The 25032-nt window shown below is 64.0% G+C and carries 26 protein-coding genes and 1 pseudogene; 20 read left to right on the top strand and 7 right to left on the bottom strand.

Features of this window, described 5'->3' with window-relative positions:
- The first annotated feature begins 18 nt into the window (after nt 1-18).
- Together LOY69_RS22570 and LOY69_RS22565 are read left to right on the top strand one after the other, a co-directional pair.
- Nucleotides 19-2712 carry a sensor histidine kinase gene (locus LOY69_RS22570; protein WP_110594799.1) on the top strand — a complete coding sequence of 898 codons (2694 nt, stop codon included), beginning with the start codon at nt 19-21 and terminating at the stop codon, nt 2710-2712.
- On the top strand, nt 2709-3401 hold the full coding sequence (locus LOY69_RS22565) for a response regulator (RefSeq protein WP_102860639.1): 693 nt from the start codon (nt 2709-2711) through the stop codon (nt 3399-3401). Before LOY69_RS22570 ends, LOY69_RS22565 begins: the two co-directional genes overlap by 4 nt.
- Here the strand turns inward: LOY69_RS22565 and LOY69_RS22560 are convergent.
- Nucleotides 3380-3532 (bottom strand): hypothetical protein, encoded by a 153-nt coding sequence (locus LOY69_RS22560; protein WP_162884081.1) that lies wholly within the window; start codon nt 3530-3532, stop codon nt 3380-3382. The two genes, LOY69_RS22565 and LOY69_RS22560, sit on opposite strands and share 22 nt — an antisense overlap.
- A gap of 221 nt (nt 3533-3753) precedes the next feature.
- Between LOY69_RS22560 and LOY69_RS22555 the strand changes: the two genes are divergently transcribed.
- Entirely contained in the window at nt 3754-4251 is a 498-nt protein-coding gene (locus LOY69_RS22555) for a GNAT family N-acetyltransferase (RefSeq protein ID WP_102860640.1), read from the top strand.
- 94 nt (nt 4252-4345) lie between these two features.
- On the opposite strand, the gene LOY69_RS22550 is transcribed toward LOY69_RS22555, so the two are convergent.
- Nucleotides 4346-4831 (bottom strand): GNAT family N-acetyltransferase, encoded by a 486-nt coding sequence (locus LOY69_RS22550; protein WP_102880627.1) that lies wholly within the window; start codon nt 4829-4831, stop codon nt 4346-4348.
- A 183-nt stretch (nt 4832-5014) separates the two neighbouring features.
- Here LOY69_RS22550 and LOY69_RS22545 point away from each other — a divergent pair, with 183 nt between their 5' ends.
- The 4 genes from LOY69_RS22545 to LOY69_RS22530 all read left to right on the top strand — a co-directional run bounded on the left by LOY69_RS22545 (nt 5015) and on the right by LOY69_RS22530 (nt 7635).
- Complete coding sequence (locus tag LOY69_RS22545; protein WP_102880626.1) at nt 5015-5449, top strand: YybH family protein; 435 nt, start codon at nt 5015-5017, stop codon at nt 5447-5449.
- 67 nt (nt 5450-5516) lie between these two features.
- The gene (locus tag LOY69_RS22540; RefSeq protein ID WP_102860643.1) at nt 5517-5861 is read left to right on the top strand and encodes a YciI family protein; all 345 of its coding nucleotides are present in this window, start codon (nt 5517-5519) and stop codon (nt 5859-5861) included.
- Nucleotides 5862-5887: 26 nt separating this feature from the next.
- Nucleotides 5888-6379 carry an SRPBCC family protein gene (locus LOY69_RS22535; RefSeq protein WP_102880625.1) on the top strand — a complete coding sequence of 164 codons (492 nt, stop codon included), beginning with the start codon at nt 5888-5890 and terminating at the stop codon, nt 6377-6379.
- Nucleotides 6379-7635 (top strand): RNA polymerase sigma factor, encoded by a 1257-nt coding sequence (locus LOY69_RS22530; RefSeq protein WP_102880624.1) that lies wholly within the window; start codon nt 6379-6381, stop codon nt 7633-7635. Before LOY69_RS22535 ends, LOY69_RS22530 begins: the two co-directional genes overlap by 1 nt.
- Before the next feature lie 42 nt (nt 7636-7677).
- Here LOY69_RS22530 and LOY69_RS22525 read toward each other — a convergent pair whose 3' ends face one another.
- On the bottom strand, nt 7678-8532 hold the full coding sequence (locus tag LOY69_RS22525; RefSeq protein ID WP_102880623.1) for a LysR family transcriptional regulator: 855 nt from the start codon (nt 8530-8532) through the stop codon (nt 7678-7680).
- A gap of 89 nt (nt 8533-8621) precedes the next feature.
- Here LOY69_RS22525 and LOY69_RS22520 point away from each other — a divergent pair, with 89 nt between their 5' ends.
- The 5 genes from LOY69_RS22520 (at nt 8622) to LOY69_RS22500 (ending at nt 12727) form a co-directional block, all read left to right on the top strand.
- Nucleotides 8622-9056, top strand: coding sequence for a multidrug/biocide efflux PACE transporter (locus tag LOY69_RS22520; protein ID WP_265073615.1), 435 nt, complete (start codon nt 8622-8624; stop codon nt 9054-9056).
- 183 nt (nt 9057-9239) lie between these two features.
- Nucleotides 9240-9848 carry a paraquat-inducible protein A gene (locus LOY69_RS22515; RefSeq protein ID WP_102860648.1) on the top strand — a complete coding sequence of 203 codons (609 nt, stop codon included), beginning with the start codon at nt 9240-9242 and terminating at the stop codon, nt 9846-9848.
- Nucleotides 9848-10462 (top strand): paraquat-inducible protein A, encoded by a 615-nt coding sequence (locus LOY69_RS22510; RefSeq protein WP_110651437.1) that lies wholly within the window; start codon nt 9848-9850, stop codon nt 10460-10462. Before LOY69_RS22515 ends, LOY69_RS22510 begins: the two co-directional genes overlap by 1 nt.
- Entirely contained in the window at nt 10455-12146 is a 1692-nt protein-coding gene (locus tag LOY69_RS22505) for an intermembrane transport protein PqiB (protein ID WP_265073614.1), read from the top strand. The genes LOY69_RS22510 and LOY69_RS22505 overlap by 8 nt, the downstream gene beginning before the upstream one ends.
- Nucleotides 12143-12727: a membrane integrity-associated transporter subunit PqiC gene (locus LOY69_RS22500; RefSeq protein ID WP_102860651.1), complete on the top strand. Its 585-nt coding sequence runs from the start codon at nt 12143-12145 to the stop codon at nt 12725-12727. The genes LOY69_RS22505 and LOY69_RS22500 overlap by 4 nt, the downstream gene beginning before the upstream one ends.
- Before the next feature lie 247 nt (nt 12728-12974).
- Here the strand turns inward: LOY69_RS22500 and LOY69_RS22495 are convergent, their stop codons facing one another.
- On the bottom strand, nt 12975-13892 hold the full coding sequence (locus LOY69_RS22495) for a LysR family transcriptional regulator (RefSeq protein ID WP_102860652.1): 918 nt from the start codon (nt 13890-13892) through the stop codon (nt 12975-12977).
- A gap of 211 nt (nt 13893-14103) precedes the next feature.
- On the opposite strand from LOY69_RS22495, the gene LOY69_RS22490 reads away from it, so the two are divergent.
- The 6 genes from LOY69_RS22490 (at nt 14104) to LOY69_RS22465 (ending at nt 19857) form a co-directional block, all read left to right on the top strand.
- The gene (locus LOY69_RS22490; RefSeq protein WP_102860653.1) at nt 14104-14862 is read left to right on the top strand and encodes a 5-oxoprolinase subunit PxpA; all 759 of its coding nucleotides are present in this window, start codon (nt 14104-14106) and stop codon (nt 14860-14862) included.
- Nucleotides 14863-14956: 94 nt separating this feature from the next.
- The gene (locus LOY69_RS22485) at nt 14957-15199 is read left to right on the top strand and encodes an acetyl-CoA carboxylase (protein WP_102880618.1); all 243 of its coding nucleotides are present in this window, start codon (nt 14957-14959) and stop codon (nt 15197-15199) included.
- A gap of 10 nt (nt 15200-15209) precedes the next feature.
- Entirely contained in the window at nt 15210-16583 is a 1374-nt protein-coding gene (locus tag LOY69_RS22480) for an acetyl-CoA carboxylase biotin carboxylase subunit (RefSeq protein WP_123394113.1), read from the top strand.
- Entirely contained in the window at nt 16580-17452 is an 873-nt protein-coding gene (locus LOY69_RS22475; RefSeq protein WP_102860656.1) for a 5-oxoprolinase subunit B family protein, read from the top strand. Before LOY69_RS22480 ends, LOY69_RS22475 begins: the two co-directional genes overlap by 4 nt.
- Nucleotides 17449-18423 carry a biotin-dependent carboxyltransferase family protein gene (locus LOY69_RS22470; RefSeq protein WP_102880616.1) on the top strand — a complete coding sequence of 325 codons (975 nt, stop codon included), beginning with the start codon at nt 17449-17451 and terminating at the stop codon, nt 18421-18423. Before LOY69_RS22475 ends, LOY69_RS22470 begins: the two co-directional genes overlap by 4 nt.
- A gap of 111 nt (nt 18424-18534) precedes the next feature.
- Entirely contained in the window at nt 18535-19857 is a 1323-nt protein-coding gene (locus LOY69_RS22465) for a purine-cytosine permease family protein (RefSeq protein ID WP_170001728.1), read from the top strand.
- A 21-nt stretch (nt 19858-19878) separates the two neighbouring features.
- Here the strand turns inward: LOY69_RS22465 and LOY69_RS22460 are convergent, their stop codons facing one another.
- Nucleotides 19879-21489: an inorganic phosphate transporter gene (locus tag LOY69_RS22460; RefSeq protein ID WP_102880614.1), complete on the bottom strand. Its 1611-nt coding sequence runs from the start codon at nt 21487-21489 to the stop codon at nt 19879-19881.
- Nucleotides 21490-21626: 137 nt separating this feature from the next.
- The gene (locus tag LOY69_RS22455) at nt 21627-22649 is read right to left on the bottom strand and encodes a transporter (RefSeq protein WP_102880613.1); all 1023 of its coding nucleotides are present in this window, start codon (nt 22647-22649) and stop codon (nt 21627-21629) included.
- 170 nt (nt 22650-22819) lie between these two features.
- On the opposite strand from LOY69_RS22455, the pseudogene LOY69_RS30645 reads away from it, so the two are divergent.
- A pseudogene (locus LOY69_RS30645) lies at nt 22820-23614 on the top strand (methyl-accepting chemotaxis protein); the annotation flags it as partial.
- Between the two features lie 165 nt (nt 23615-23779).
- Nucleotides 23780-24544, top strand: a complete 765-nt coding sequence (locus tag LOY69_RS30640; RefSeq protein WP_413787148.1) for a methyl-accepting chemotaxis protein — start codon at nt 23780-23782, stop codon at nt 24542-24544.
- Between the two features lie 82 nt (nt 24545-24626).
- On the opposite strand, the gene LOY69_RS22445 is transcribed toward LOY69_RS30640, so the two are convergent.
- The gene (locus tag LOY69_RS22445; RefSeq protein ID WP_011062798.1) at nt 24627-24944 is read right to left on the bottom strand and encodes a PepSY domain-containing protein; all 318 of its coding nucleotides are present in this window, start codon (nt 24942-24944) and stop codon (nt 24627-24629) included.
- Nucleotides 24945-25032 lie beyond the last annotated feature (88 nt).

The raw sequence follows: 25032 nt of genomic DNA, 5'->3' as shown, positions 1-25032 counted from the left end.
GTTCATTTAAGGAAGCTCATGACTGTGCTTGATGCAAGTCCTGCGCCCCGCGACGGGCGCCCCGATCCCGATGCGCTGCTGGAAAAGCTGCAACAGGACGAACAAGCCGCCCAGCGCGGCAAGCTGCGGATCTATTTCGGTTCCAACGCCGGGGTCGGCAAGACCTGCGCCATGCTCACCGCCGCCCGCAATGAAGTGGCCCTGGGCCGCGACGTGGTGGCCGGGGTGGTGGAAACCCACGGCCGGCGGGAAACCGCCGAGCTGCTGCAAGGCCTGGAGGTGCTGGAGCGTCACAGCCTGATGCACCGCGACTATGCCTTGCCCGAATTCGACCTGGACGCGGCCCTGGCGCGACGTCCTTCGGTGTTGCTGGTGGACGAGTTGGCCCACAGCAACGTTCCCGGTTCCCGGCATCCCAAACGCTGGCAGGATGTGGAAGAGCTGCTGCGGGCCGGGATCGACGTCTGGACCACTCTCAACGTCCAGCACCTGGAAAGTCTCAACGACATCGTCAGCGGCATCATCGGCATCCGCGTGCGCGAGACGGTGCCTGATCACCTGTTCGATGAGGCCCACGAAGTGCTGGTGATCGACCTGCCACCGGACGACCTGTTGCGTCGCCTCAAGGACGGCAAGGTCTACATGGGGCCCCAGGCCGAGCGCGCTTCACGCAATTTTTTCCGCAAGGGCAACCTGTTGGCCCTGCGCGAGCTGACCCTGCGCCGTACCGCCGACCGGGTCGATGCGCAAATGCGCGACTATCGCCGCGAGCGCTCGATCAATGCCCTGTGGCCGGCCCGGGAGCGCTTGCTGGTGGGGATCGCCGGCGACCCGGCGGACGAACGTCTGGTGCGCGAGGCCGCGCGCCTGGCGCAGAAACTCGAAGCCGACTGGATCGTCGTGCACGTGGCCTCGGCGCAACGTCGTGGCCACGGTGCCAGCCGTTATGCAGCAGCGATGAAGACCCTGGCCCTGGCCGCCGAGTTCGGCGCCGAGACCGCGACCCTGCCCGGCCTGGACGTGGCCGAGGCGCTGGTGGCCTGTGCCCGCGAGCACAATGCCAATCGCCTGGTGCTGGGCCATTACCCGCGCAAGGTCTGGCAGTTCTGGCATCAGTCGGTGAGTGATCGCATCAGCCGCCAGCATCCGGAAATCGATCAGATCGTGATCGCCAACGGGCCCTTGAGCCGGCGCCCGGCCGCTGCGGACAAGCCAGAGGCCGGTTTGACCCCGAGCCGAGCGCCGGCCTATCTGTGGGCCAGCCTGGCCTGTTTTGCCGCCACTGCAGTGGCGGCGCTGCTGCTGAAGGTGTTCGACCCGGCCAACGTGGTGATGTTGTTCCTGCTCACTGTGGTTCTGGTGGCCTTGCGTTTCGGGCGGGGGCCGGGTGTCTGGGCGGCCATGCTGGCGGTGCTGTGTTTCGACTTCTTCTTCGTCCAGCCGGTGTTGTCGTTCACCGTCAACGACACCCAGTATTTCTTCACCTTCGCCTTGATGCTTGGCATTGCCCTGATCACCGGCCAGCTCACCGCGCGGCTGCGCCACCAGGCCCGCACCGCCGCCGAAGGCGAACGCCGCGCCACCTCCCTGGCCGGGCTGGCTCGGGAGTTGTCGGCGGCACTGACCGAGGAGCAGATCTGCGCCGTGGCCCTGCGCACCTTCAGCGGGGTGTTCGAGGCCCGGGTCGGATTGGCGCTGCCGGATGCGGACAATCGCGTGCGAGCCTTGAATGCCAATACCCTGGCGATTGATGAAAGCATTGCCCAGTGGGCCTATGACCACGACCAGCCGGCAGGCAGCGGCACCGACACCCTGGCGGCGGCCAAGGGCTGCTACCTGCCGCTCAAGGCGCCGATGCGCGTGCGCGGGGTGCTGGTGCTGGAGCTGGCGGACGCCGAACGCCTCAACGAACCCGAGGAGCAGCGCCTGCTGGAGGCCTGTATGAGCCAGCTGGCAATCGCCCTGGAGCGGGTGCATTACGTCGAAGTGGCGCAGAGCACCGTGGTGCAGATGGAAGGCGAACGCATGCGCAACACTTTGCTCGCCGCTATTTCCCATGACTTGCGCACTCCGCTGACCACCATCATCGGGGCCGCCGATGCCGCGTTGCCCCATGCCCCCAGTGGCCCGCTGCCCGAGCTGTTGCATGGCATCCATGATCAAGCCACGTCGATGCAGCGCCTGATCGAAAACCTGTTGGACATGGCGCGCATGCAGGAGCGCGGGGTGCGCCTCAAGCGTCAGTGGAATTCCCTGGAGGAGATTGTCGGCAGCGCCCTGCGCCAGTTGCGCGAGCCCCTGGCCAGACATGAACTGCGGGTGACCATGGCGCCCCATCTGCCTCTGGTGGAGGTGGATGCACTGCTGCTGGAACGAGTGCTGGTGAACCTGCTGGACAACGCCGCCAAGTACACCCCTGCCGGCACCCTGGTGCAGATCACGGCCCGCCAGGTGGACCAGCAGATCATCCTGCAGGTCAGCGACTCCGGCCCCGGCTGTCCCAAGGGCAGTTCCCCGGACAGCCTGTTCGAGGCCTTCAGCCGTGGCCAGCAGGAGTCCGCGGTGGCCGGGATCGGCCTGGGGCTGGCCCTGGCCAAACGGATTGTCGAAGCCCATGGCGGGCGTATCGAGGCCCAGCCTCACGCCGACGCCGGGCTGAGTTTTGTCATCACCTTGCCGGCGGGACAACCGCCATCCATGGAAGCCCTATGAGCAACCCACGCATCCTGATTGTCGAGGACGAAGCCAACATCCGCCGTTTTGTCGGCATTGCCCTGGAGGACGAAGGTTTCCAGGTGTTCGAGGCCGACAGCGTCAAGCGCGCCCTGATCCATGCCGCCAGCCGCCAGCCGGATCTGGTGATCGTCGACCTGGGCCTGCCGGATGGCGACGGCAAGCAATTGATCAGCGAGCTGCGCGGCTGGCTGGCGGTGCCGATCCTGGTGCTGTCGGCCAGGGACCGCGAAGACGAGAAAGTCGCCGCCCTGGATGCCGGCGCTGATGATTATCTGGTCAAACCCTTCGGTGTGCCGGAGTTGCTGGCGCGCATTCGTGCGCAACTGCGGCGCCACGGCCAGAGCGGCGCGGTGGCGGCCACCAGCAAGGTGGCCTTCGGTGCCATCGAGGTCGACCTGGCCACCCATGAGGTGCGCCGCGAAGGGCAGTTGGTGCACCTGACACCCATCGAATACCGTCTGCTCTGCGCCCTGATCCGCGGCCAGAGCCGGGTCCTGACCCATCGCCAACTGCTGCTGGAGGTCTGGGGCCTGGACTATGTCGACCGCGCCCATTACTTGCGGGTGCACATGGCCCATCTGCGGCAGAAGCTGGAGGCTGATCCGGCTCAGCCCCAGCACCTGATCACCGAGTTGCAGGTGGGTTATCGCCTGGTGGGGCTCTGATCCTGCCTGGTGGCGCCGCTCAGGGCTTTTTTGCCGCGACGCCGCTCATGTACAAAATCGATGTACAAGGTGATGCAGCCGAAGGCGGTGATGCTGAACAGCACAAGAAGGCCGATCTGGATGTTGCTCATGGGGAAAGTCCTGTGGGCAAGACGCGGCAGGACCGGCTTGATGGGGCCGGCCAGGAGGCGTCGGGGATCAGATAGATAATCCCTGGGCGCCGCCCTTGCCAGGGTTTATATGAAAGCTTTACGGCGGCCCCGACTATCCCTATGCCCTGCATACGCAAGGCTCCCCATAACGCCACTCTTGCTAGAATCGGCCACCCTTCACCGTCTTCAGGTTGCCGCCCATGACTGCTTCGACCCCACTGATCCGTACCGTCCTGCCCACCGACCTGGATGCTTGCTTTGCCATCGAGACCCTGGCCTACGAAGGCGACGAAGCCGCGACTCGGGAAAAGATCGCTACCCGCATCGCCACCTGGCCCGAGGGCTTTATCGTCGCCGAAGTGGAGGGCGCAGTGGCCGGCTTCATCAACTCCGGTGCCACCTTCGAGGTGCAGATGGCCGACGAAGCCTTCAAGGAACTGATCGGTCACGACCCGGCCGGTTCCGAAGTGGTGATCATGTCGGTGGTGGTGCATCCGGATTTCCAGGGCCAGGGTCTGTCCCGGCAACTGTTGCAAGCCTTCATTGCGCGCATGACCGAGCTGGGCAAGGCGCGCATCCACCTGATGTGCAAGGAACGCCATGTGCCGCTCTACGAGCGCTTTGGCTTCGTCTATGTCAAGGCGTCGGCGTCGGACCACGGCGGCATGGCCTGGCATGAGATGGTGCGGGGGTTGTAAGTCCCAGGCATGCCCCTGATGCACAAGGGGCGCCGGCGTAGGGGCTTTTCAGGGGGCTGCTAAGCAGGAGTGCCCTTGAGTTGAAGTGCTGAACTCAAAACGCCAGGACCATCCTGCGTTCATAACCCATCCGGCCTTTGCAGGCTTCGCCATTCTCGACCCAGCCCAGCTTGAGATAGAGCTGGAGTGCGGCCTGGTTGTCGGCATCCACCGCCAGCATCAAGCCCTTGAGCTGCGGCCATTCCTGGAGCGCGGCGCCGGGCAGGGCTTGCAGGCAGGCGGTGCCCAGTCCTTGGCCCTGGAACGGCAGGTCCACTTGCAGGGCGTGCAGGGTGGCGTGGTCGGCCTCGGCCCAGGCCGGCAGGCAAGGCGCGTGCTTGAGCAGCAGGAACGCCACCGGCCGTTCGTCGCTGAGCAGGGCAAAGCCCTTGATGGCGCCGGCCGGTGCATTGCCCAAGGTGTACAGCGCGCCATGGATATCCCCGGAAAACGCTCTCTGTTCAGGCCGTACTTCAAGGCTCAGCAGTTGGGCACGCTGATGGCTGTCGAGCTGTTCATAAGGCACGAGACGAGTGGTCACTGGCGGGACTGTCCAGGGGAGGGAAGGGGGCGGATTCTAGCGATTTTGCCCGAGCGGTAAAATTTTTTATCGAGGTTGTCGATTGTCTGGCTGGCCAGACGACTAAGGGTGTACCGAGCATTCAAGTGCGCTCTTGCAGGGGCTGCCCGGTGCCGGTTGATTCCACCCTTGAGGAGTTTTGCCATGCACAACCCATCCAGCGAAGCACAGATCCGTAGCCTGATCGGCCATTGGCAGCAGGCGGTGGTCGCCAGGGACATCGAGCGTATCGTCAGTTTTTACGCCGATGACATCGTCTCTTTCGACGCCGTCGGCGCCCTGCAGTATTCGGGCAAGGCGGCCTACCGTGAACATTGGCAAGCCTGCATGCAGGAGTGCCCGGGGCCGGGCATCTTCGAGTTCCACCAGCTGCAGGTGCGGGCCGCCGAGGAACTGGCGTTCGCCCATTGGCTGGCCCATTGCGGGGGCACCGATGCCCAAGGGCAGACCAAGGCCTGCTGGATGCGGGTGAGCGCCGCCTATGAGCTGCGCGACGGGCAGTGGCAAGTGGTGCATGAACACTGGTCGGCGCCGTTCGACATGCAGACCGGGACCACTCAGTTCGATCTGCAACCTTGATGAGCGGGTGGTTCGCCAAAGGACAAAACAGCAACCATAGTTGATCAGCCCGAACCCGGAGACACCCATGAAATACCTCTGTCTGGTCTACAGCGATGAACAGTTGTTGCACAGCCTGCCCGAGAGCCCCAAGGACGCCGAGTGCCAGGCCTATGCCGAGTCGGTCCAGGGCAGCGGACGGATGCTTGCCGCCGAGGCGTTGCAATCGATACAGACCGCCACCACGGTGCGCATGCGTGGCGGCAAGCTCTCCATCACCGATGGTCCGTTCGCCGAAACCAAGGAGCAACTGGCCGGTTTCTACCTGATCGAGGCCAGGGATTTGAATGAAGCGATCCAGGTGGCGGGGAACATTCCGGCGGCCCGGGTCGGCAGTGTCGAAGTGCGTCCTGTGCGTGAACTCAATCCCTGATAACAAGCATAAGCAGGAGTTTGCCAATGACCTTTTCAACAGTCGGCCGCCAGGCCGCCGAGCATGAACTGTCCATCAGCCGCTTGATCGATGCGCCGCGGGCCAGGGTGTTTCGCGCCTGGACCGAGCCGGCGTTGCTGGCGCAATGGTGGGGGCCGCACGGCATGACCACCCCGGAGTGTGAAATGGATCTGTGGGTCGGTGGCCAGTTTCGCACGTTGATGCGGGCTGCGGACGGTGCCGAATACCCGACCATGGGGGTGTTCCTGGAGATCCACGCGCCGTCGCGCCTGGTGTTCACCGATGCCTATGTGCCGGGCTGGATTCCTTCGGGCAAGCCGTTCATGACCGCTGAAGTGACCTTCGAGGAGCAGGACGGCAAGACGCTCTACACCGCCCGCGCCATGCATTGGAGCGAAGCCGATCGGCAAGCCCACGAAGCCATGGGATTTCACCAGGGTTGGGGAGAGAGCCTGGAGCGTCTCGTGACCCTTGTCACCCAAGGCATGGCGGACTGATGCCGGGTCAATCCGGTGAGGCCGTGCAGGTCCTGGTGGCGCGGGTCTACCGCGAGCAATCGCGGCGCATTCTCGCCACCCTGATCCGCCTGCTGGGGGATTTCGACCTGGCTGAAGAGGCCTTGCACGAGGCCTTCTTTGTCGCCGTGGAGCGTTGGCAAAAGGACGGCGTCCCGGACAATCCTCGGGCCTGGCTGGTGTCCGTCGGACGCTTCAAGGCCATCGATGCCTTGCGCCGGCGGGCGCGCTTCGCCGCTTCCCAGGCGGCGCTGGTCAGCCAGCTGGAGCACCTGGAACAGCACGACTGGGACGGTGAGGACGTGCAAGACGATCGCCTGCGGTTGATCTTCACCTGCTGCCACCCGGCGCTGGCGGCAGACGCCCAGGTGCCACTGACCCTGCGGGAAATCTGCGACCTGAGCACCGAGGAAATCGCCCGGGCCTTTCTTGTCTCTCCGGCCACCATCGCCCAGCGTATCGTGCGGGCCAAGGCGAAGATCCGCGACGCCGGAATTCCCTATCAGGTGCCGACGCTGGACGAGTTGCCCGAGCGCCTAGACAGTGTCTTGCGAGTGATCTACCTGGTGTTCAACGAAGGCTATTCGGCGTCCATGGGGGCCGAGTTGACCCGTGAGGACCTGACCCGCGAAGCGATACGCCTGGGGCGCCTGCTGCTGGAGCTGTTACCGGAAGCGGAGGTATTGGGCCTGCTGGCCCTGATGCTGTTGCACGAGTCGCGACGTGGGGCGCGACTCTCCAGCACGGGCGAGTTGATTCTGCTGGATGAGCAGGACCGCTCCCTGTGGCAGCGGGCCTTGATGGACGAAGGCTGTGCCCTGGTGGAGCGCGGGTTGCGCAGCGGACGCGGCGGAGCCTATTGCCTGCAGGCGGCGATTGCCGCGGTGCATGCCGAGGCTCCCAGCGCCGAACAGACCGATTGGCCGCAGATCGTTGGCCTGTATGAGGTGTTGCTGCGGCTGCAGCCTTCGCCGGTGATCGAGCTCAACCGTGCCGTGGCCCTGGCCAAGCGTGACGGCCCCGCGGCCGGCCTGGAGCAGGTGGAGGCCATCCTGCAGCGCGGCGACTTGCAGGATTACCACCTGATCCACGCTGCCCGTGCCGACTTCTGCCGGCAGTTGGGGCGAGTCGAGGCGGCGCGGGAGTCCTATCAAAGAGCCTTGGCCCTGACCCGGCAAGCTCCGGAACGGCGTTTTCTCGAAGCGCGCCTGGCCCAACTGGTCTCCAGCTCTGCGTAGCTTTACAGGGCGCGCTCTACAGGGGCGGATACCCGAGCTGCCTCACTCCAGCATCCGCCCCAATAGCCAGCTCCCGGCCGGCCCGGGCGGGTGCAGGCGCGACCAGAGGGCATCCACCACCACCTTGCGCGGCCAGCCGCGTACGTTCAGTTCCTGCAATTTGCCGGCGCCGAAGCCTTCTACCAGCCAGCTCGGCAACGGCGCCCAGCCAAAACCGCCCTGGGCCATTTCCAGCAGCATCAGGTAGCTGGGCGCCGACCAGACCCGTCCCTGGGGACGGCTGTCGTAGGGGTTGAGCACCGTCGCCAGGCGCAGCTCCCGGTGCTGGCGCAGGGCTTCCTGATCGACGTGCTCGAGCCGGGCCAGCGGATGCTTGCGGGAGACGTACAGGGACATTTCGCCCTGTTCATCCAGGGTCTGGTGATCCAGGTCCGCCGGGTAATCGGCCTGCATCTCGGCAAAGGCGATGTGCGCCCGGCCACTTTGCACCAGGGCAATCAGGTCTTCGCATTCGGCAATCAGGCATTCCAGTTCCAGGTCCGGGTAACGCTGCTCGAAGGCGCTCAGGCAGCTTTCAAAGCGATCCGACTGATAGGTGTCGGACAGGGCAACGGTGAGTTTCGCCTCGACTCCCTGGGACAGTTGGCTGGCGGCCATTTCCAGGCGGCTGGTGGCCGCGAGGATTTCCTCCGCGTGCTGCAGCATCACCTGCCCGGCGGGGGTCAGGCCGGGCTTGCGGCTGGCCCGATCGAACAACTGCACATTGAGGTCGATTTCCAGGCTGGCCACCGCGGCGCTGATGGTGGACTGGCTCTTGCCCAGCTTGCGGGCGGCGGCGGAAAAGGAACCCTGGGTCGCTGCCTGGACGAACGCCAGCAGCACTTCGTGTGAGGCCATGAACTATCGCCTTGGTCGATGGTTATTGATTATGAAGTATCGACCTGATCCTGGAAGATCGCCAACACATTCACTCAAGGAGCACGGCAATGAGCCTGCACAAATCCCTTACCGAACGTATTTTCCAGGCTGTAGGTTTTGAGCTGCTGGCCGTGCTGATCTGCACACCGCTGCTGTCCTGGATCATGGATAAACCCATGGCTGACATGGGCCTGGTGACCATCGGCATCGGCCTCTTGGCGCTGATCTGGAACGTGGTGTTCAACGGTCTGTTCGATCGTCTGCTCAAGCGCCTGCAACTTGCACGCAATGGTTGGACCCGGGGCCTGCATGCCCTGCTGTTCGAAGGCGGTCTGGTGGCGATGGGTGTACCGCTGATTGCCTGGTGGTTGAATGTCAGCCTGTTGCAGGCGTTCATCCTCGATATCGGCGTGCTGTTGTTCTTTCTGCCCTACACCTACCTCTACCACTGGGCCTACGACGTACTGCGGGACAAGTGGTTGCAACAGCGTCTGGCTCATTGAGCCGCAGGCCTTTGTGATAGTCGCCGGTTTCGGCCGGCGAAAACCCACGGGGGGCCTATTATGGCGTAGAGGTCTGCGAGCTGATTTCAGACAGAACTGGACACCGTCCTCGGGTTTTTCTGAAAATGTGCGTCCGCTGGAGGCCGTCACTGAACCAGCAGCCCTCCCGACTATCTGAAGACCATGACTATTTCCCGCAACTGGATCATCTGCGAGCACTGCGATTCGCTGTACGAATCCGTGCCGCTCGGCAAAGGCCAGGCCGCTCAGTGCTCGCGCTGTGGCGCGTTGCTGGCCCGTGCCCGCTACATGAACGTGCAGCAGCTGTTCGCCTTGTCGATTACCGCCGGGTTGTTGTTCGTCTTCGCCAATCTGTTTCCGGTGATCAAGATCAGCCTCGAAGGCCTGAGCAACGAAGCCACGCTCTGGCAATCGGTAGAAGCCTTGGCTCAGGGCCGCATCAGCCTGATTGCGGCGATCACCGGCCTGACCATTATTTTGGCACCGTGCCTGCAGATCATTCTGCTGTGCTGGGTGCTGGGGTTCGCCAATTTCGATCGCGCCGCGCCAGGCTTCAAGGCCTGCATGCGGGCTCTGGAGCACCTGCGGCCGTGGAGCATGCTGGAGGTGTGCCTGCTGGGCATTCTGGTGGCCATCGTCAAGCTCGCTGGCATGCTCGATGTGCACCCCGGCCTCGGGCTCTGGGCCCTGGCCATGCTGACGGTGCTGATCATCCTGATTTCCGGCAAGGACATCCGCTATCTGTGGGATGACCTGGAGGGTCGCTACTGATGAATACGCCCCCTTACGCCCGGGACTATCAACTGATGCTCTGCCACACCTGCGGCCAGGTCTGCGAGCAATCCGAGCACCAGTGCCCCCGATGCGACTCCGTGGTCCATGCGCGCAAGCCCAACAGCCTGGCGCGGACCTGGGCCTTTCTCGTGGCCAGCCTGATCTTCTATATTCCGGCCAACCTGCTGCCGGTGATGCACACCAGTATTTTTGGCAGCGCCAGTGAAAACACCATCATGAGCGGCGTGGTGGAGTTCTGGAGACACGGCTCCTGGGACATCGCCCTGTTGATCTTCATCGCCAGCGTGGTGGTGCCCTGCATCAAGTTCTTTGTCCTCGGCACCTTGCTGGTGACCTGCCAGCGCCGCAGCCTCTGGGCCCAGCGCGAGCGTGCCAGGCTGTACCGTTTTATCGAGGTGATCGGCTATTGGTCGATGCTCGATGTGCTGGTGGTGGCCCTGGTGGCGGCCCTGGTGCAGTTTCGGGCCCTGAGTTCCATCGATCCGCGGATGGGCATTCTGTTTTTTGGTTTGGTGGTGGTGCTGACGATGTTGGCGGCCATGAGTTTCGATCCCCGGCTTATCTGGGATGTAGAGGTTGAAGATGTCTGATCATCCAGGTTCCAAGGCGGCAGGTTCCCAGCCGGCTCCCGGCGCTCCGGTGCTGCGTACGCGGCGTTTCAATGTCTCGCTGGTGTGGTTGGTGCCCATTGTCGCGGCCTTGGTGGGGCTGTCGATGGTGGTCCACAACTCGCTGTCGGCCGGGCCGGAAATCACCATCAGTTTCCAGACTGCCGAGGGCCTGGAAGCCAACAAGACCCAGGTCAAGTACAAGAACGTGGTGATCGGCAAGGTGACCTCCATCGCCTTGAGCGACGATCGCCGCAAGGTGCTGGCCAAGGTCGAGCTGGATCAGTCCGCCGAACCTTTCACCGCCGACGACTCGATGTTCTGGGTGGTGCGCCCGCGCATTGGCGCCAACGGCGTTTCCGGGGTCGATACCTTGCTCTCCGGGGCCTTTATCGGCGCCGATGCCGGCAAGTCGGAGAAGCGCAAGAACAGCTTCAAGGGCCTGGAAACCCCGCCGCTCATTACCTACGGGCAGAAGGGCAAGCGCTTCACCCTGCACACCGACGACCTGGGCTCCCTGGACATCGGTTCGCCGGTCTACTACCGGCGCATCGAAGTGGGGCAGGTGGTGTCCTATCAGTTGGCCAACAGCGGCAAGGGGGTGGACGTGAAGATCTTCGTCAACGCGCCCAATGATAAGTACGTCACCACCGACAGCCGATTCTGGAACGCCAGCGGTGTGGATGTGACCCTGGGCGCCAACGGCTTGAAGGTCAACACCGAGTCGGTGTCCTCGATCCTTGCTGGCGGCATCGCCTTCGTCGAACCCAAGTACAGCCCCAACGCCAAGCCGGCCGAGGAGAATGCCGAATACACCCTGTTCGGCGATCAGGATACGGCGCTGGCTCCGCCGGACGGCGCGCCGTATTACATCCGCATGCGCTTTGACCAGGCCCTGCGCGGCCTGTCGCTCAATGCCCCGGTGGAGTTCCTCGGGGTGAACATCGGCAAGGTGGTGTCCATGGACCTGGACTACGACGAACAGCGCAAGTATTTCCCGACCCTGGTAGGGGCGGTGATCTATCCCGAGCGCCTGGGCAAGGCCCATGAAAAACTGGTGAAGCAGACCGGCGGCGAAGACGACGCCCGCTCCGCGCAACTGATCGGCGCCTTCGTCAAGAACGGCCTGCGGGCCCAGCCCCGCAGCGGCAACCTGCTAACCGGCCAGCTGTACATCTCCCTGGATTTTGTCGCCAATGCCAAGCCGGTGGCCTACAACCCTGCCGCACGGCCGCTGGAGATCCCCACCATCCCGGGCAGCATGGACAAGTTGCAGGAACAACTGCAGGCCGTGGTGGACAAGATCAGCAAGCTGCCGATCGACTCCATCGCCGCCAACCTCGATGGCAGCCTGGCGGAGATGCAGAAGACCCTGAAACAGGTCAACGGCCAAGTGCTGCCGCAGATGCGCGACACCCTGGAGCAGTCGAAGAAGACCCTGGCCAGCGCCAACGAGAGCTTCTCCGAGGATTCGCCGCAGCGACAGAAACTCAGCCAGGCCATGGAGGAAGTGCAGCGCACCGCCCGTTCGGTACGGGTGCTCAGCGATTTCCTCGGTCGTCATCCTGAAGCGTTGATTCGCGGTCGTCTCAAAGACAACCAACCGGATGCCTACCAGTCGCCATCCTCCTCTGTCCGCGAATCCGCACCGGAAGCCCAGCCATGAAAAAAATCGCCTTGTTGTTGAGCCTGACCCTGGGACTTGCCGCTTGCAGCTCTGCGCCGACCCGTTACTACACCCTGATGCCGCCGGTGACTGAAGGCAGCGCTGCGGCCCGCAACGCGAATCTGCAGTTCGAGATGTCCACGGTGCGCATCCCGGTCCAGGTGGATCAGCCGCAATTGGTGGTGCGCCAGGACAGCGGCACCCTGGCGATCCTGGAAACCCAGCGCTGGAGCGCGCCTTTGGTGGATGAGTTCCACGACGCCCTGGCCAGCCAGATGGAGCACAAGCTCGGCACCCGCAACCTTGAAGGTTTGCCCAAGCAGCCCGGACTCCCGGTGCTGTCGTTGCAGACCGATGTACGGCGTTTCGAATCCCTGCCCGGGCGTTACGCGCTGATCGATGTGGTCTGGAGCCTGCGCTTGCGGGGCGAGGGCGGCCCGGCCCGCAGCCTGACCTGCAGCAGCCAGATCCGCCAGCCGGCGGGTGTTGAACTGAGCAGCCTGGTGCAGGCTCATCAACAGGCCATTGCCCAGTTGGCCGCACAGATCGCCAGCACCGCACAGCGCTGGACCTGCCCCTGAATCAGCCCTGTAGCCGCTGCCGCAGGCTGCGAACGGCTGCGCAGGAGACGCAGGTTTTTCCGGCCGCCACAGGTTTGGCTCAGGATCGCCAGGCAAGGCCCTGCGGGCCTTTTCGCAGCCTCGCGGGCTCGGCAGCGGCTACAGGTGTCGGGTTGTAGCCGCTGCCGCAGGCTGCGAACGGCTCCGTAGGAGACGCGTGGATCTTGAGGCCGCTGGAGGTTCGGCAAGAGATCGCCAAGCAAGGTGTTCAGCGCCGGGCGCTGAGTTGCTGGGGCGCGAGGAAGGCGTCGTGGAAGTAGTCGCGCAAGGCCTGCATCGCCGGGGTGAAGGTCCGTTCGCGGTGCCAGGCCAGGCCTACGCTCATCGGGGTCACTGCGTCGCTCAGGCTCAGGGTCTCGATGCGCTTGCCTTCCAGGGACCAGGGTCGATGCACCAGGTCCGAAAGAATCGCCACGCCGCTACCGTTGGCCACCATGCTGCGCACCGCCTCCACCGAACTGGTGCGCACCCGTACATTGGGCTGCTGGCCGGCCTGTTCCCAGTAGCGCATGGCACTCTGCTCGGCTTCGTCGACGGTGAGCAGGATGAACGGCTCCTGGGCCACGTCCGCCAGGCTGACGCTGGCTCGTTCGCAGAGCCGATGGTGGGCCGGCAGCCATAGCCGGCGCTCGGAGTTGAACAGGGTTTCCGAGACGATGTCCGGGTGGGTCAGGTTGGCGGTGAGCACCACCGCCATGTCGAAACGGCCCTCCAGCAACCCTTGCTCGATGGCCTGGCGCTCCTGCTCGTGGAGTTCGATGGTGACGTCCGGGTGCCAGTGCTCCAGGCGTTGCAGGTGGTGCGGCAGGAAGTAGCCGATCACCGTGTAGCTGGCCGCCAGGTGCAGCACGCCGCTGGCCCGGTAGTCCGGCAACGGGCTGTTCAGCGCATCCTCGACACTGCGCAAGATCACATAGGCGCGGTTGAGAAAATGCCGCCCGGCGTCGGTCAGGTTCATGCCCTGGGCCGAGCGCACGAACAACTGCACGGCGAGCATGGCTTCAAGCTCCTTGATCGCCGTGGTTACCGCCGACTGGGAGATATTCAAGTGGATCGCCGCCTGGGAGATCTGCCCGATCTCTGCGGTCGCCACGAAGTAGCGCACCTGGCGCAAGGTCAACGACATGTTCCATTCCCCATCACTTCTGTAGGAGCCGACTTGCCGGCCAAAGCCATCTCGCGCCGGTCTTCGCCGATACGTAGATCACCGCCTGCCTACTCCTAGCAAAGCTTTATCTGTTTTTCAGAAGATGCTCTATCTGATAATAGATCTTCCCAAGGGGTCAAGGCCGCTCTAATTTTCACTGCACGAAGTCACAAGAGTTGGAGCAACAGTGATGCAGGCAGTGGATTTCAATTCGGACATGGGCGAAAGCTTTGGCCCCTGGACCATTGGCGACGGCGTCGACAACGAGCTCATGGGCTTTATCAGTTCGGCCAATATCGCCACCGGCTTTCACGCCGGCGACCCCGGCACCATGCGCCGCACCATCGAACAGGCCAAGCGCCTGGGGGTGGCTATCGGTGCGCATCCGGGGTTCCGCGACCTGGTGGGCTTCGGCCGCCGGCACATCAACGCACCGGCCCAGGAGCTGGTGGACGACATGCTTTATCAGCTCGGCGCCCTGCGAGAAATGGCCCGGGTGCAAGGCGTGAAGTTGCAACACATCAAGCCCCACGGCGCGCTCTACATGCACTTGGCCCGGGATGAAGAGGCCGCGCGGCTGCTGGTGCAAAACCTGCGCAAGCTGGAGCCCGAGCTGCTGCTGTATTGCATGCCCAATTCGGTGATCTGGCACGTCGCCCAGGAGCTGGGGCAGCCGGTGATCCGCGAGTTCTACGCCGACCGCGATTACGACCTCAGCGGCTCCATCGTCTTCACCCGCCAGGTGCGCGCCCTGGACCCGGCCGCCGTCGCCGCCAAGGTGCTGCGTGCCTGCCAGACCGGCCTGGTACGTACGGTCGAAGGCGAGGACCTGGCCATCGAGTTCGATTCCATCTGCCTGCACAGCGACACCCCCGGTGCCCTGGATCTGGTGGAGGCCACCCGCACGGCGCTGGATCAGGCCGGCATCGAGGTGCGTGCACCGCGCTGAGGCGCATTGACACGAAGCACCGCGCACAGACGCGGGTTTCATCTGGTTTTGATTTTTTGCCTGCCTTTCTACAACTATTCCAAAAGGAACAGACATGGCCGAATACAGTGTTATCACCCCCTTGCCGGGCACTTTCTATCGCAAGGCCACCCCCGAGTCGGCGCCTTTCGTCGAGGTCGGCGACAGCGTCAGCGCCGATACCGTGATCGGCCTGATCGAAGTCATGAAGCAGTTTTCCGAACTGACCGCCGGGAGCGCGGGTCAGGTCAGCGCCTTTGTGGTGGAAGACGGTGATCCGGTGGAGCCGGGTCAGGTCGTCGCGACGCTCGAACAGTGAGGGCCTGGGCATGACTCAAGCAATCAAGAAGTTGCTGGTGGCCAACCGCGGCGAGATCGCCGTGCGCATCATCCGTGCGGCCAAGGCCTTGGGGATTCCCACCGTTGCCGCCTGCAGTGAGGCGGATGCTGACTCCATGGCTGCACGTATGGCCGATGAAGTGCAGATCATCGGCCCGGCGCGGGCTGACAAGAGCTACCTGAATGTCCAGGCCCTGCTCGGTGCCTTGCAGGCCAGCGGTGCCAATGCGGTACATCCGGGCTATGGCTTTCTTTCCGAGAATGCCGATTTTGCCGAGGCGGTGGTCAAGGCCGGGGCGATCTTCGTCGGTCCCAGCGCCGAAACCATCCGCCGCATGGGCGACAAGGCCGAAGCCCGGCGCACGGCGCAGGCGGCAGGAGTGCCGGTGGTACCGGGCTCCCCAGGTGAGCTCTTCGACCTGGATGCCGCGCGCAAGGCCGCTGAAAACGTGGGCTTTCCGCTGTTGATCAAGGCCAGCGCCGGCGGTGGCGGGCGCGGGATTCGCCTGGCTCAGGATGCGGCGCAACTGGCCGAGGAGTTCCCTCGGGCGCAACGCGAAGCCCAGACCGCCTTCGGCAATGGTGCGCTGTACCTGGAGCGTTTCATTGGCCGTGCGCGGCACATCGAAGTCCAGGTGCTGGGCGACGGCCAACACGCAGTGCACCTGTTCGAACGCGAGTGCTCGCTGCAACGGCGGCGGCAGAAGATCTTCGAAGAAGCGCCGTCTCCGGTGCTCAGTGCCGAGCAGCGTGAGCAGTTGTGCAGCAGTGCCGTGCGCCTCACCGAAGCCTTGGGTTACCAAGGTGCTGGCACTCTGGAATACCTGTATGACGACAGCACCGGCGAGTTCTTCTTTATCGAGATGAATACGCGGATTCAGGTGGAGCACCCCATCAGTGAATTGATCACCGGCATCGATCTGGTCCAGGCCATGTTGCGCATCGCCGGGGGCGAGCCCCTGGGGTTGCGCCAGAGCGATATCCAGCTCAATGGCGCGGCCTTGCAGATGCGCCTGAATGCCGAAGACCCGGCGCGGGATTTCTTCCCCAGTCCGGGCAAGGTCGAGCAACTGATCTGGCCGCAAGGGGCGGGGGTGCGGGTCGATAGTCACTTGTACCCGGGCTATGCTGTGCCGCCTTATTACGACTCGCTGCTGGCCAAGCTGATCGTCCACGGGCGTGACCGTGGCGAGGCCCTGGCCCGGGCGCGGCTAGCCGTGGAACACACCACCTTGACCGGCATGGCCAGCACCTTGGCGCTGCACCGTGAACTGCTGGCCGAACCCTGGTTGCAGCAGGCCGATTTTCACACCGGAACCCTGGAAACCTGGCTGGCCGAGCGCCGCGCCGGAGGTGTCGCATGAACCAGCCGATCCGCTACAGCTTTGGTGCCGACGAGCACCTGTTCGCCGAAGTCAGCGACAGCATGTCCCTGGAAGCCTTCTTCAAGGGCATGGCGGTGACCCGTGCCGTGGAGCGCCTGGAGTTGGATGGGGTGCTGGATGTGTGCCTGGCCAATGCCTCGTTCCAGATTCGTTTCGACCCGGATCGCATCGCTCCGCAGGTTCTGCTGGAGGCGGTGCAGCAGGCCGAGGCCGGGGCGGTGGCCGAGCGCAGCCTGCACACTCGGATCATCGAGATCCCGGTGCTCTACAACGATCCCTGGACCCACGAAACCCTGATGCGCTTTCGCGACCGGCACCAGGACCCCAGCGCCACGGATCTTGAGTACGCGGCGCGGATCAATGGCCTGGCGGACGTCGAGGCGTTCATCGCCGCCCACAGCGGTGCGCCCTGGTTTGTCTCCATGGTGGGCTTCGTCGCCGGGTTGCCGTTCATGTTCCAGATGGTCGAACGTGAACGGCAGTTGCAGGTGCCCAAGTACCTGCGACCACGCACCGATACGCCAAAACTGACCCTGGGTCATGGAGGCTGTTTCGGCTGCATCTACTCGGTGCGCGGTGCCGGCGGCTACCAGATGTTCGGCGTCACCCCGGCCCCCATCTACGACCCGCAGCAGCAACTGGCCTACCTCAAGGCGCACATGGTGTTCTTCCGTCCGGGGGACATCGTGCAGTTCAAGCCCATCGACCGTGAGGCTTACGACCAGGCGGTGGCCGAAGTCGAGGCCGGGCGCTTCGACCTGCGTATCCGCGAGGTGGAGTTTTCCCTGGATGCCTTTCTCGCCGACCCGGTCGGCTATCCCAAGTCGCTGCAGGAGGTGCTGGCATGATCAAGGTCATCAAACCGGGCCTGGCCACATCGGTGCAGGACCTGGGTCGCGAAGGTTTCTATCACCTGGGGATTCCGCCGTCTGGCGCCTTGGACCAGTACGCCCTGAGCGCGGCCAACCAGTTGGTGGGCAACCCGGCAGGCGCGGCCGGGCTGGAGTGCACGCTGCTCGGGCCGGAGCTTGAGTTCAGCGCCGATGCCCTGGTGGCGGTTTGCGGCGCGCACATGACGCCCAAACTCGATGGTGTGGACATGCACCTGGACACCGCTTTTGCGGTCAAGGCCGGGCAAGTGCTGCGCTTCGACTTTCCCAAGGCCGGGGCCCGGGCCTATCTGGCGGTAGCCGGCGGCATCGATGTGCCGCTGGTGCTGGGCAGTCGTTCGACCTACGCCCTGGGCGCCCTGGGTGGTTTCCAGGGCCGGCGCCTGGCGGCCGGGGATGAGCTGCCGGTGGGCGTCGCCAGTGGCAAGAGCCGTCCCGGTGCCAGCTTGCCCATGGCGTTGCGCCAGTCCCTGGGGGGCGAAATCACCCTGCGGGTGGTGCCGGGCCTGTACTACGAACGTTTGAGCGACGCGGCCAAGGCCAGCTTCTTCGCCGAACCCTGGACCGTGGGTTCGGAAGCTGACCGCATCGGCTATCGCTTCAAGGGCGGCAGCGCCTTGAGCTTCCAGCCCCGGGAGCAGCCGTTCGGCGCCGGTTCCGATCCGTCGAACATCGTCGACAGTTGCTACCCGATTGGCTCGATCCAGGTGCCGGCGGGGCTGGAACCCATCGTCCTGCACCGGGACGCGGTGTCCGGTGGCGGCTACGCCATGATCGGCACAGTGATCAGCGCCGACCTTGACCTGATCGGCCAGATGCAGCCCAACCAGAAGGCCCGCTTTGTCGCGGTGACCCTCGAAGAAGCGCTGGAGGCCCGGCGCTCCTACAAGAAAAAGCTCAGCTGTCTGAGCAAACTGTTTCCTTCCTGATTCTGCCCGCCGCATCGCGCGGGCCATGCCAAACGGTAGGCCAACGCCGCACTTCGGTGCGGTGACGGCTGCCCGCGCTTCAACCCTTGATCGGTTCTGGAGTTCACGCACATGGCAGCTTTATCGCAAGCGAATCAAACCGGGCAGACCCCGGCCAATGTGGCCCTTCCCAGCGATGCACGCATGGGCCGACTGTCCCTGACCATGGCCTGGTGGGCGGTGTGCAGCGCGATGTTCTACATCGTCGTCGGCGCTTCCCTGGCCCTGTCCTACGGCACCCGCAATGCCTTGATCGGCATGCTCCTGTCGGTGCTCAGCTATGGCCTGGTGAACAGCGTCCTCAGCCGCTTTGCTATGCGCAGCGGGCTCTCGGTGGCGCTGTTTTCACGGTTGTTGTTCGGCAGCACCGGGGCTTGCCTGGCGACCCTGATCTTCTTCTCCACGGCCATCTACTACGCGGTGTTCGAGGGTTCGGTGATCGCCGTGGCGCTCAACCACCTGTACCCGCAACTGCTGTACCCGCTGGCGGCGCTGGTGGTGGTGCTGTACAGCGTGCCGTTGATCCTGGGCAGCGTGCAGCACTGGCTGGACAAGCTCAACGGCGTGCTGTTGCCGGTGTACCTGGGGGGCTTGTTGTTCGCCGTGGGCCTGTCCATCAGCCGTTATGGCTACCAGCCGCAATGGCTGGATTTTGGCCCGGCCAATCCCAGTAGCACAGGCTGGTGGGATTGCTTCGTGGCCTACATGGGGGTGTGGATCCTGATGCTGTTCACCTTCGACTACGCGCGCTTCGGCAAGCCTGAAGACGCCGGCTATCACGGTCGCTGGAACTTCGGCATGCCGTTCTACGCAGTGACGTTCTTGCTCAACGGTGCGGCAGGGATCTATCTGGTGAGCAGCATTCCCCATGACGGTGCACTCAACGAAGTCTCGGTGGTGATGGCGATCCTGCAATTGATGGGGCTGTGGGGGCTGTTGTTCGTCTGGGCCACGCAAACCCGGATCAACACCGCCAACTACTACCTGGCGACCTTGAACATGCAGGCGTTCTTCGGCCGCTTCGGCCTGCGCGGTTCCTACCTGATGTGGGCGGTGGCCGTGGGGATCATTGTCTACGGCCTGATGCTGGCGGATGTGTTCGCCTACCTGCTCAAGGCCCTGGCCTATCAGGGGATCTTCGTGGTGGCCTGGGTCGGCGTGGCCCTGGCGCAGATTCTGCTGGGGCGTACCGACGTGGCGGCGATTGAGCGCGTGGCGGCCTTCAACCCGGTGGGGCTGACGGCCTGGTTCGGCGGCACGGCCCTGGGCCTGATGCTGATGTGGGCGGGGGGTGGCTTGGCCAGTTTTTCGGCACCACTGACCGGGGTCCTGGCGTTTGCCTTGCAGGCCGGGCTGGCCAGTCGTTTGCACAGCCGCTTGCCCGCCGCCGGCTGACGGGGCGGGGCCAGCGGCGGCTCAGAACAGTTGGGTGAACAGCCAGTACAGGCTGCCCGACAGCAGGATCGCCGCCGGCAAGGTCAGGACCCAGGCCATGGCCAGGTTGCGGATGGTGCGCATCTGCAACCCGCCGCCATTGGCCACCATGGTCCCGGCCACCCCCGAAGACAGGACGTGAGTGGTGGATACCGGCAGGCCGAACATGTCCGCCGCGCCGATGGTCAGCATGGCCACGGTCTCCGCCGAGGCGCCCTGGGCATAGGTCAGGTGGGTCTTGCCGATCTTCTCGCCGACGGTCACCACGATGCGCTTCCAGCCCACCATGGTGCCCAGGCCGAGGGCGATGGCCACGGCGATCTTCACCCACAACGGGATAAAGCGCGTGGCGTTGTCGATCTGCTGTTTGAACAGTTGCAGCTTGTCCCGGGTGTCCTGATCGAAGTGACCCACTTGGTTCTTGTCCATCAGGCGGATGGTTTCGCTGGTCAGGTACATGTCGTTGCGTACGTTGCTCATGGCTTCGGCGGGCACCTTGGCCAGCGAGCCGTAGCCCTTGACCTCGGCGCCGATGGCACCGGTCAGGGCCGCCAGGGCAGGGATCAGTTCAGGCGTTGCCTCCTTGCTGCGCATGTAGTCCGAAAGCACCGCGCGAGGATCGGCGGGGGCCGCTTGCGGGGCGCTTTTCACCAGGGCTTGCTGGGTGACTTCGGCCACTGCGGCAAATTGCAGTGACTGGTCGGCGGGCATGGTGCGGTTCAGGGCATAGGCCATGGGCAGGGTGCCCACCAGGATCAGCATGATCAGGCCCATGCCTTTCTGGCCATCATTGGAGCCGTGGGCGAAGGACACTCCGGTGCAGGTCAGGATCAGCAAGCCGCGAATCCACCACGGCGGCGGGGCGTCGCCCTTGGGCGCCTTGTACAGCGCGCGATTCTTGACGAACAGGCGCAGGGCCAACAGCAGCAGGGCGGCAAACACGAAACCGATCAATGGCGAGAACAACAGGGCGTAGCCGACCTTGGTGGCTTGGCTCCAGTCCACGCCGCTGGTGCCGTCACGGCCGTGCATCAGCGCGTTGGCCACACCGACGCCGATGATCGAGCCGATCAGGGTGTGGGAGGACGAGGCCGGCAACCCCAGCCACCAAGTGCCGAGGTTCCACAGGATGGCGGCAATCAACAGGGCAAAGATCATCGCAAAGCCGGCCGAGGAGCCCACCTGCAGGATCAACTCCACCGGCAACAGGGCGATGATGCCGAACGCCACCGCGCCGCTGGACAGCAGCACCCCGAGGAAGTTGAACAGACCGGACCAGACCACCGCGAACTGTGGCGGCAGCGAGTGGGTGTAGATCACGGTGGCCACGGCGTTGGCGGTGTCGTGGAAGCCGTTGACGAACTCGAAGCCCAGGGCGATCAGCAGGGCCACGCCCAGCAGCAGGAAGGGCGTCCAGGTGGTGACCGTGGTGCCCAGTTCGTGCATGTCGTGCACCAGGCTGTAGGCGGTGAACAGCAAGCCCATGGCCAGCACCGCGAAAAACACCACCAGGGTGAAGGGGCCGGGTTTTTTATCCAGTTGCGGTTGGCGATCGAGGCTGGAGGAGGCGGCAGTCAGGGACGGGGTGGCCATTGCTGGACAATCCTGTTGCTGGAAAGGAATGGTGTCCATGATCGTTGCCAAATGTTACAGGGAGACTGCCTCAGGTCATGGTTTAGGTGATTGAGCTGTTCCGTTGATCAAATCAAGCCGGCCCCTACAAGGTGGGGTCAGTAGTCCTGGCGCTTGCGGAAGGCCCAGCGCCCGGCGATCACGGTGAAGGTGGCCACCAGCGCCACCAGGATCCAGAAGCCTTCCGGGTCGCCGGAAAAGGGAATACCGCCGACATTCATGCCGAAGAAGCCGGCGATGATGTTGATCGGCAGCGCCAGCACCGTGACCACGGTCAGGGTGAACAGGGTGCGGTTGGTCTGTTCATTGAGGTTGGCGGCGATCTCTTCCTGCAGCAGTTTGATCCGTTCGCCGAGGGCGGTGAGGTCGTTGATGATCAGGGCGAATTCTTCGGTGGACTTGCGCAGTTCCTTGACGTCTTCCTTCTGCAGCCATTGCGGCGGCCGATTGAGCAGGCGCAGCAGGGAACCCGGCTCCAGGGCCAGCAGGCGTTGCAGGCGCACCAGTACCCGGCGCATGGCCCCCAGTTCGGCACGGTTGCTGGAGACTCGGGACGCCAGCAACTGGTCTTCGATCTGGTCGACGCTGAGGCTGGTCTTGCGCACGATCTGGGTCAGCACTTCGCCCTGGTCGCGCAGCAGGTGCACCAGCAGTTCCAGGGGCGAGCGAAAGCGTTCGCCGGCCTTGACCGAGGAGCGCAGCTTGTCCACCGAATGCAGGGGCTGCAGGCGGGCGCTGATGATCAGGTTGCTGCGCACGCAGACCCACAGGGTGGAAATGTCCGAGGACACCATGCTGCTGAAGTTGAATACCACATCGTTGACCACCGCCAGCAGCGCCGAGTCCACGTGTTCGATGCGAGTCGAGCGCGAGCCTTCGTGCAGGGCTTCGAAGAACTCCTCGGGCAATTGCAGGTGGGCTTTCATCCAGCGCTCGCAGGCGGCGTGGGCCAGGTTCAGGTGCAACCAGAGGAATTGGTCGTCGTTGTGCGGCTGTTGCAGGGCTTGCAGGGCCTTGGCTGAGTCCAGTTCATGACCCCGTTCGCCGGGCCGAAAGTTGAAACCGTAGAGCAGGCCAAACAGATCGGAATCGCGGTGACTCTGGTCGATGCTGTGGTTCATGGGGTCTCGCAGGAGGGACAGTGCCTGGCGCGGGCTTTACAGGTTCACTTGGGCCTCATCATGGCAAGGCTTTTTGACAGTTTTGTGACGTTTCAAAGTGCACAGTCCGCGTTGCCATACCAGTGGTCGGCAGCGCTCAAGAATGGATCGCGGATGCCGATCACGCTCACATGCAATGCGCATTCGATTTTCCTCGAATGCTCCTGACAGGGAAGTTCGGACCTACGCATGCCTTTAGTGGCTTGCTCCATCCCTGCCATGAGATCTTCTCGATGTTTTTGCAAAAATCCCTGAGAGCGCAAATTCTTGCCCTGCTGAGCGGTAGCCTGTTTGCGGTGTTGTTGATCGCCCTGGCGTGTTTTCACTTGCTGTCCGGTGGCGTGCAGAGCTACCGCGAGCTGATCGAAGGTCCGCTGCGCAGTTCGCAGCTGATCGACGAGGCCAACCTGCAGTTCAAGAGCCAGGTGCAGGAGTGGAAGAACGTGTTGCTGCGGGGCAAGCAGCCCCAGGAGCTGAACAAGTACTGGCAGCAGTTCGAAGATCGTCAGCGGGATGTGCAGAACATCCTCGGCCAGTTGGCCCAGAAGCCTGGCCTGGACTCGGGCTTCAAGAGCCGGGTGCAGCGCCTGGCCGAGGAGCACCGTGCGCTGGGGGCGGCCTATCAGAAGGGCCGTGACGCCTATGTGGCCGCAGGCGCCGATCCGAGTGCCGGTGACGCTGCGGTCAAGGGCGTGGACCGTGCCACCAGCGAACAGATGAGCGAGTTGGTGACCGAGCTGCGCAAGCACAGTGACCAGCAGTCCCGGGACATCAGCTCGGCGGCTGATCGTACGGTGTGGCTGGGCATCCTGGTGATGCTGGTTTCCGGTTTGCTGATCGGCCTGCTCAGCCTGTGGCTGGTGAACCGCAGCCTGGTGCAGCCGATCCGCCAGTTGATCGACTACGTCGCCCAGCTCAGCCGTGGCCAGTTCGCCGACCGGGTGGCCAGCGATCGTCAGGACGAACTGGGCAGGCTGGCCGCCGCCGCCAACACCCTGCGTGACTTCCTGGCCCAGACCTTCAGCAGCCTGCAGCGCAGTGCCGCGGACCTGGACAGCTCCAGCGGCGAGCTCAATTCCATTGCTACCCTCATGTCCCAGGGCACCAACGAGTTCAACCGCACCGATCAGGTGGCGACGGCGATGAACGAGATGTCCGCCACTGCCCAGGAAGTGGCGCGCCACGCTGCCGATGCTGCCCGCGCCGCAGATGATGCCGACCAGTCGGCGCAGCAGGGCGAGCAAGTGATGCAGAGCACGATCCACAGCATCACCCAGATGCGTGGCGAGATCGCCAACACCGCCACGGTGATCCGCCGCCTGGAGGCTGACAGCGGGCGTATCGGCAAGGTCCTGGAAGTGATCCAGGGGATCGCCGAGCAGACCAACCTGCTGGCGCTCAACGCCGCCATCGAAGCGGCCCGGGCCGGTGAGGCGGGGCGTGGGTTTGCCGTGGTCGCCGATGAGGTGCGCAGCCTGGCCCAGCGTACTGCGGCGTCCATCATCGAGATCAATCAGATCATCCAGAGCGTGCAGATCGGTGCGGTGGATGCGGCCCAGGCCATCGAGAGCGGTCAGTCGCGCAGCGAGCAGAGTGTGCAGCAGGTGACCGAGGCCGGTGCAATGCTGGAGCGCATCACCGAAGCGGTGGAAGCGATCCGCGACATGAATCGGCAGATCGCCACCGCCGCCGAGGAGCAGACATCGGTGGCCGAAGACATCTCGCGCAACCTGACCGAGATCACTTCGATTGCCAGTACCAACCTCGATAACGTCCAGCGCACCGAAGCGGCGAGCCGCAACCTGCATGGTCTGTCGGGACAGTTGAACGAAGTCACGGCGCGTCTCGGCGCCTGATACCGCTCACCCTGTACGCGGGCCCAAAAGCACAAGGCCGCGCTCCGGTAACGGGGCGCGGCCTTGTGCTGTGTGCGGGGGCTTACTTGTCTTGCTTGTTGCTCAGGACCTTGCCGGTCTTGGCGTCCAGGTCCACGTCCCACTCGATGCCTTTGCTGTCACGCAGTTCCACCTGGTAGACGTAGGCGCCTGTAGCGGTCTGCTCCAGCTCGGTGTCGGTGATGCTGGCGGCGGTGGTGCCCGGGTGCTGGGCCAGGGCTGCCTGGTTGAGTTTTTCCAGGTCCATGATGGCGCCGGATTTGAGCAGGCCCGGGATCAGGTCCGGACGGACATCGGCCTGGGCCAGGCCGGCGGTCAGGGTCAGGGCGGCAGCGGCGAACAGAGCGGAGAACTTGGTCATGGGTTGATTCCTTGGGGTGATGGGTTTCGATGGACACAGGTTAGCCAGTGCAACTTAACTCACCCTTAATTCAGGTCAGTGGTTGCGC

It is taken from the genome of Pseudomonas sp. B21-059, from assembly GCF_026016285.1.
GTDB lineage: Bacteria > Pseudomonadota > Gammaproteobacteria > Pseudomonadales > Pseudomonadaceae > Aquipseudomonas > Aquipseudomonas danubii.
The sequence above is the reverse complement of the archived record's forward strand: the minus strand, read 5'-3'. Positions and strand labels throughout refer to the sequence as shown.

Excerpts from the sequence above, each read along its gene's own strand:
- LOY69_RS22480 (WP_123394113.1), top strand. The coding sequence starts at position 15,210 with ATGACTCAAGCAATCAAGAAGTTGCTGGTGGCCAACCGCGGCGAGATC.
- LOY69_RS22495 (WP_102860652.1), bottom strand. The coding sequence starts at position 13,892 with ATGTCGTTGACCTTGCGCCAGGTGCGCTACTTCGTGGCGACCGCAGAG.
- LOY69_RS22525 (WP_102880623.1), bottom strand. The coding sequence starts at position 8,532 with ATGGCCTCACACGAAGTGCTGCTGGCGTTCGTCCAGGCAGCGACCCAG.
- LOY69_RS22555 (WP_102860640.1), top strand. The coding sequence starts at position 3,754 with ATGACTGCTTCGACCCCACTGATCCGTACCGTCCTGCCCACCGACCTG.
- LOY69_RS22570 (WP_110594799.1), top strand. The coding sequence starts at position 19 with ATGACTGTGCTTGATGCAAGTCCTGCGCCCCGCGACGGGCGCCCCGAT.
- LOY69_RS22445 (WP_011062798.1), bottom strand. The coding sequence starts at position 24,944 with ATGACCAAGTTCTCCGCTCTGTTCGCCGCTGCCGCCCTGACCCTGACC.
- LOY69_RS22565 (WP_102860639.1), top strand. The coding sequence starts at position 2,709 with ATGAGCAACCCACGCATCCTGATTGTCGAGGACGAAGCCAACATCCGC.
- LOY69_RS22520 (WP_265073615.1), top strand. The coding sequence starts at position 8,622 with ATGAGCCTGCACAAATCCCTTACCGAACGTATTTTCCAGGCTGTAGGT.
- LOY69_RS22545 (WP_102880626.1), top strand. The coding sequence starts at position 5,015 with ATGCACAACCCATCCAGCGAAGCACAGATCCGTAGCCTGATCGGCCAT.
- LOY69_RS22530 (WP_102880624.1), top strand. The coding sequence starts at position 6,379 with ATGCCGGGTCAATCCGGTGAGGCCGTGCAGGTCCTGGTGGCGCGGGTC.
- LOY69_RS22490 (WP_102860653.1), top strand. The coding sequence starts at position 14,104 with ATGCAGGCAGTGGATTTCAATTCGGACATGGGCGAAAGCTTTGGCCCC.
- LOY69_RS22540 (WP_102860643.1), top strand. The coding sequence starts at position 5,517 with ATGAAATACCTCTGTCTGGTCTACAGCGATGAACAGTTGTTGCACAGC.
- LOY69_RS30640 (WP_413787148.1), top strand. The coding sequence starts at position 23,780 with ATGTCCCAGGGCACCAACGAGTTCAACCGCACCGATCAGGTGGCGACG.
- LOY69_RS22515 (WP_102860648.1), top strand. The coding sequence starts at position 9,240 with ATGACTATTTCCCGCAACTGGATCATCTGCGAGCACTGCGATTCGCTG.
- LOY69_RS22470 (WP_102880616.1), top strand. The coding sequence starts at position 17,449 with ATGATCAAGGTCATCAAACCGGGCCTGGCCACATCGGTGCAGGACCTG.
- LOY69_RS22475 (WP_102860656.1), top strand. The coding sequence starts at position 16,580 with ATGAACCAGCCGATCCGCTACAGCTTTGGTGCCGACGAGCACCTGTTC.
- LOY69_RS22460 (WP_102880614.1), bottom strand. The coding sequence starts at position 21,489 with ATGGCCACCCCGTCCCTGACTGCCGCCTCCTCCAGCCTCGATCGCCAA.
- LOY69_RS22455 (WP_102880613.1), bottom strand. The coding sequence starts at position 22,649 with ATGAACCACAGCATCGACCAGAGTCACCGCGATTCCGATCTGTTTGGC.
- LOY69_RS22505 (WP_265073614.1), top strand. The coding sequence starts at position 10,455 with ATGTCTGATCATCCAGGTTCCAAGGCGGCAGGTTCCCAGCCGGCTCCC.
- LOY69_RS22535 (WP_102880625.1), top strand. The coding sequence starts at position 5,888 with ATGACCTTTTCAACAGTCGGCCGCCAGGCCGCCGAGCATGAACTGTCC.
- LOY69_RS22485 (WP_102880618.1), top strand. The coding sequence starts at position 14,957 with ATGGCCGAATACAGTGTTATCACCCCCTTGCCGGGCACTTTCTATCGC.
- LOY69_RS22560 (WP_162884081.1), bottom strand. The coding sequence starts at position 3,532 with ATGAGCAACATCCAGATCGGCCTTCTTGTGCTGTTCAGCATCACCGCC.
- LOY69_RS22465 (WP_170001728.1), top strand. The coding sequence starts at position 18,535 with ATGGCAGCTTTATCGCAAGCGAATCAAACCGGGCAGACCCCGGCCAAT.
- LOY69_RS22500 (WP_102860651.1), top strand. The coding sequence starts at position 12,143 with ATGAAAAAAATCGCCTTGTTGTTGAGCCTGACCCTGGGACTTGCCGCT.
- LOY69_RS22510 (WP_110651437.1), top strand. The coding sequence starts at position 9,848 with ATGAATACGCCCCCTTACGCCCGGGACTATCAACTGATGCTCTGCCAC.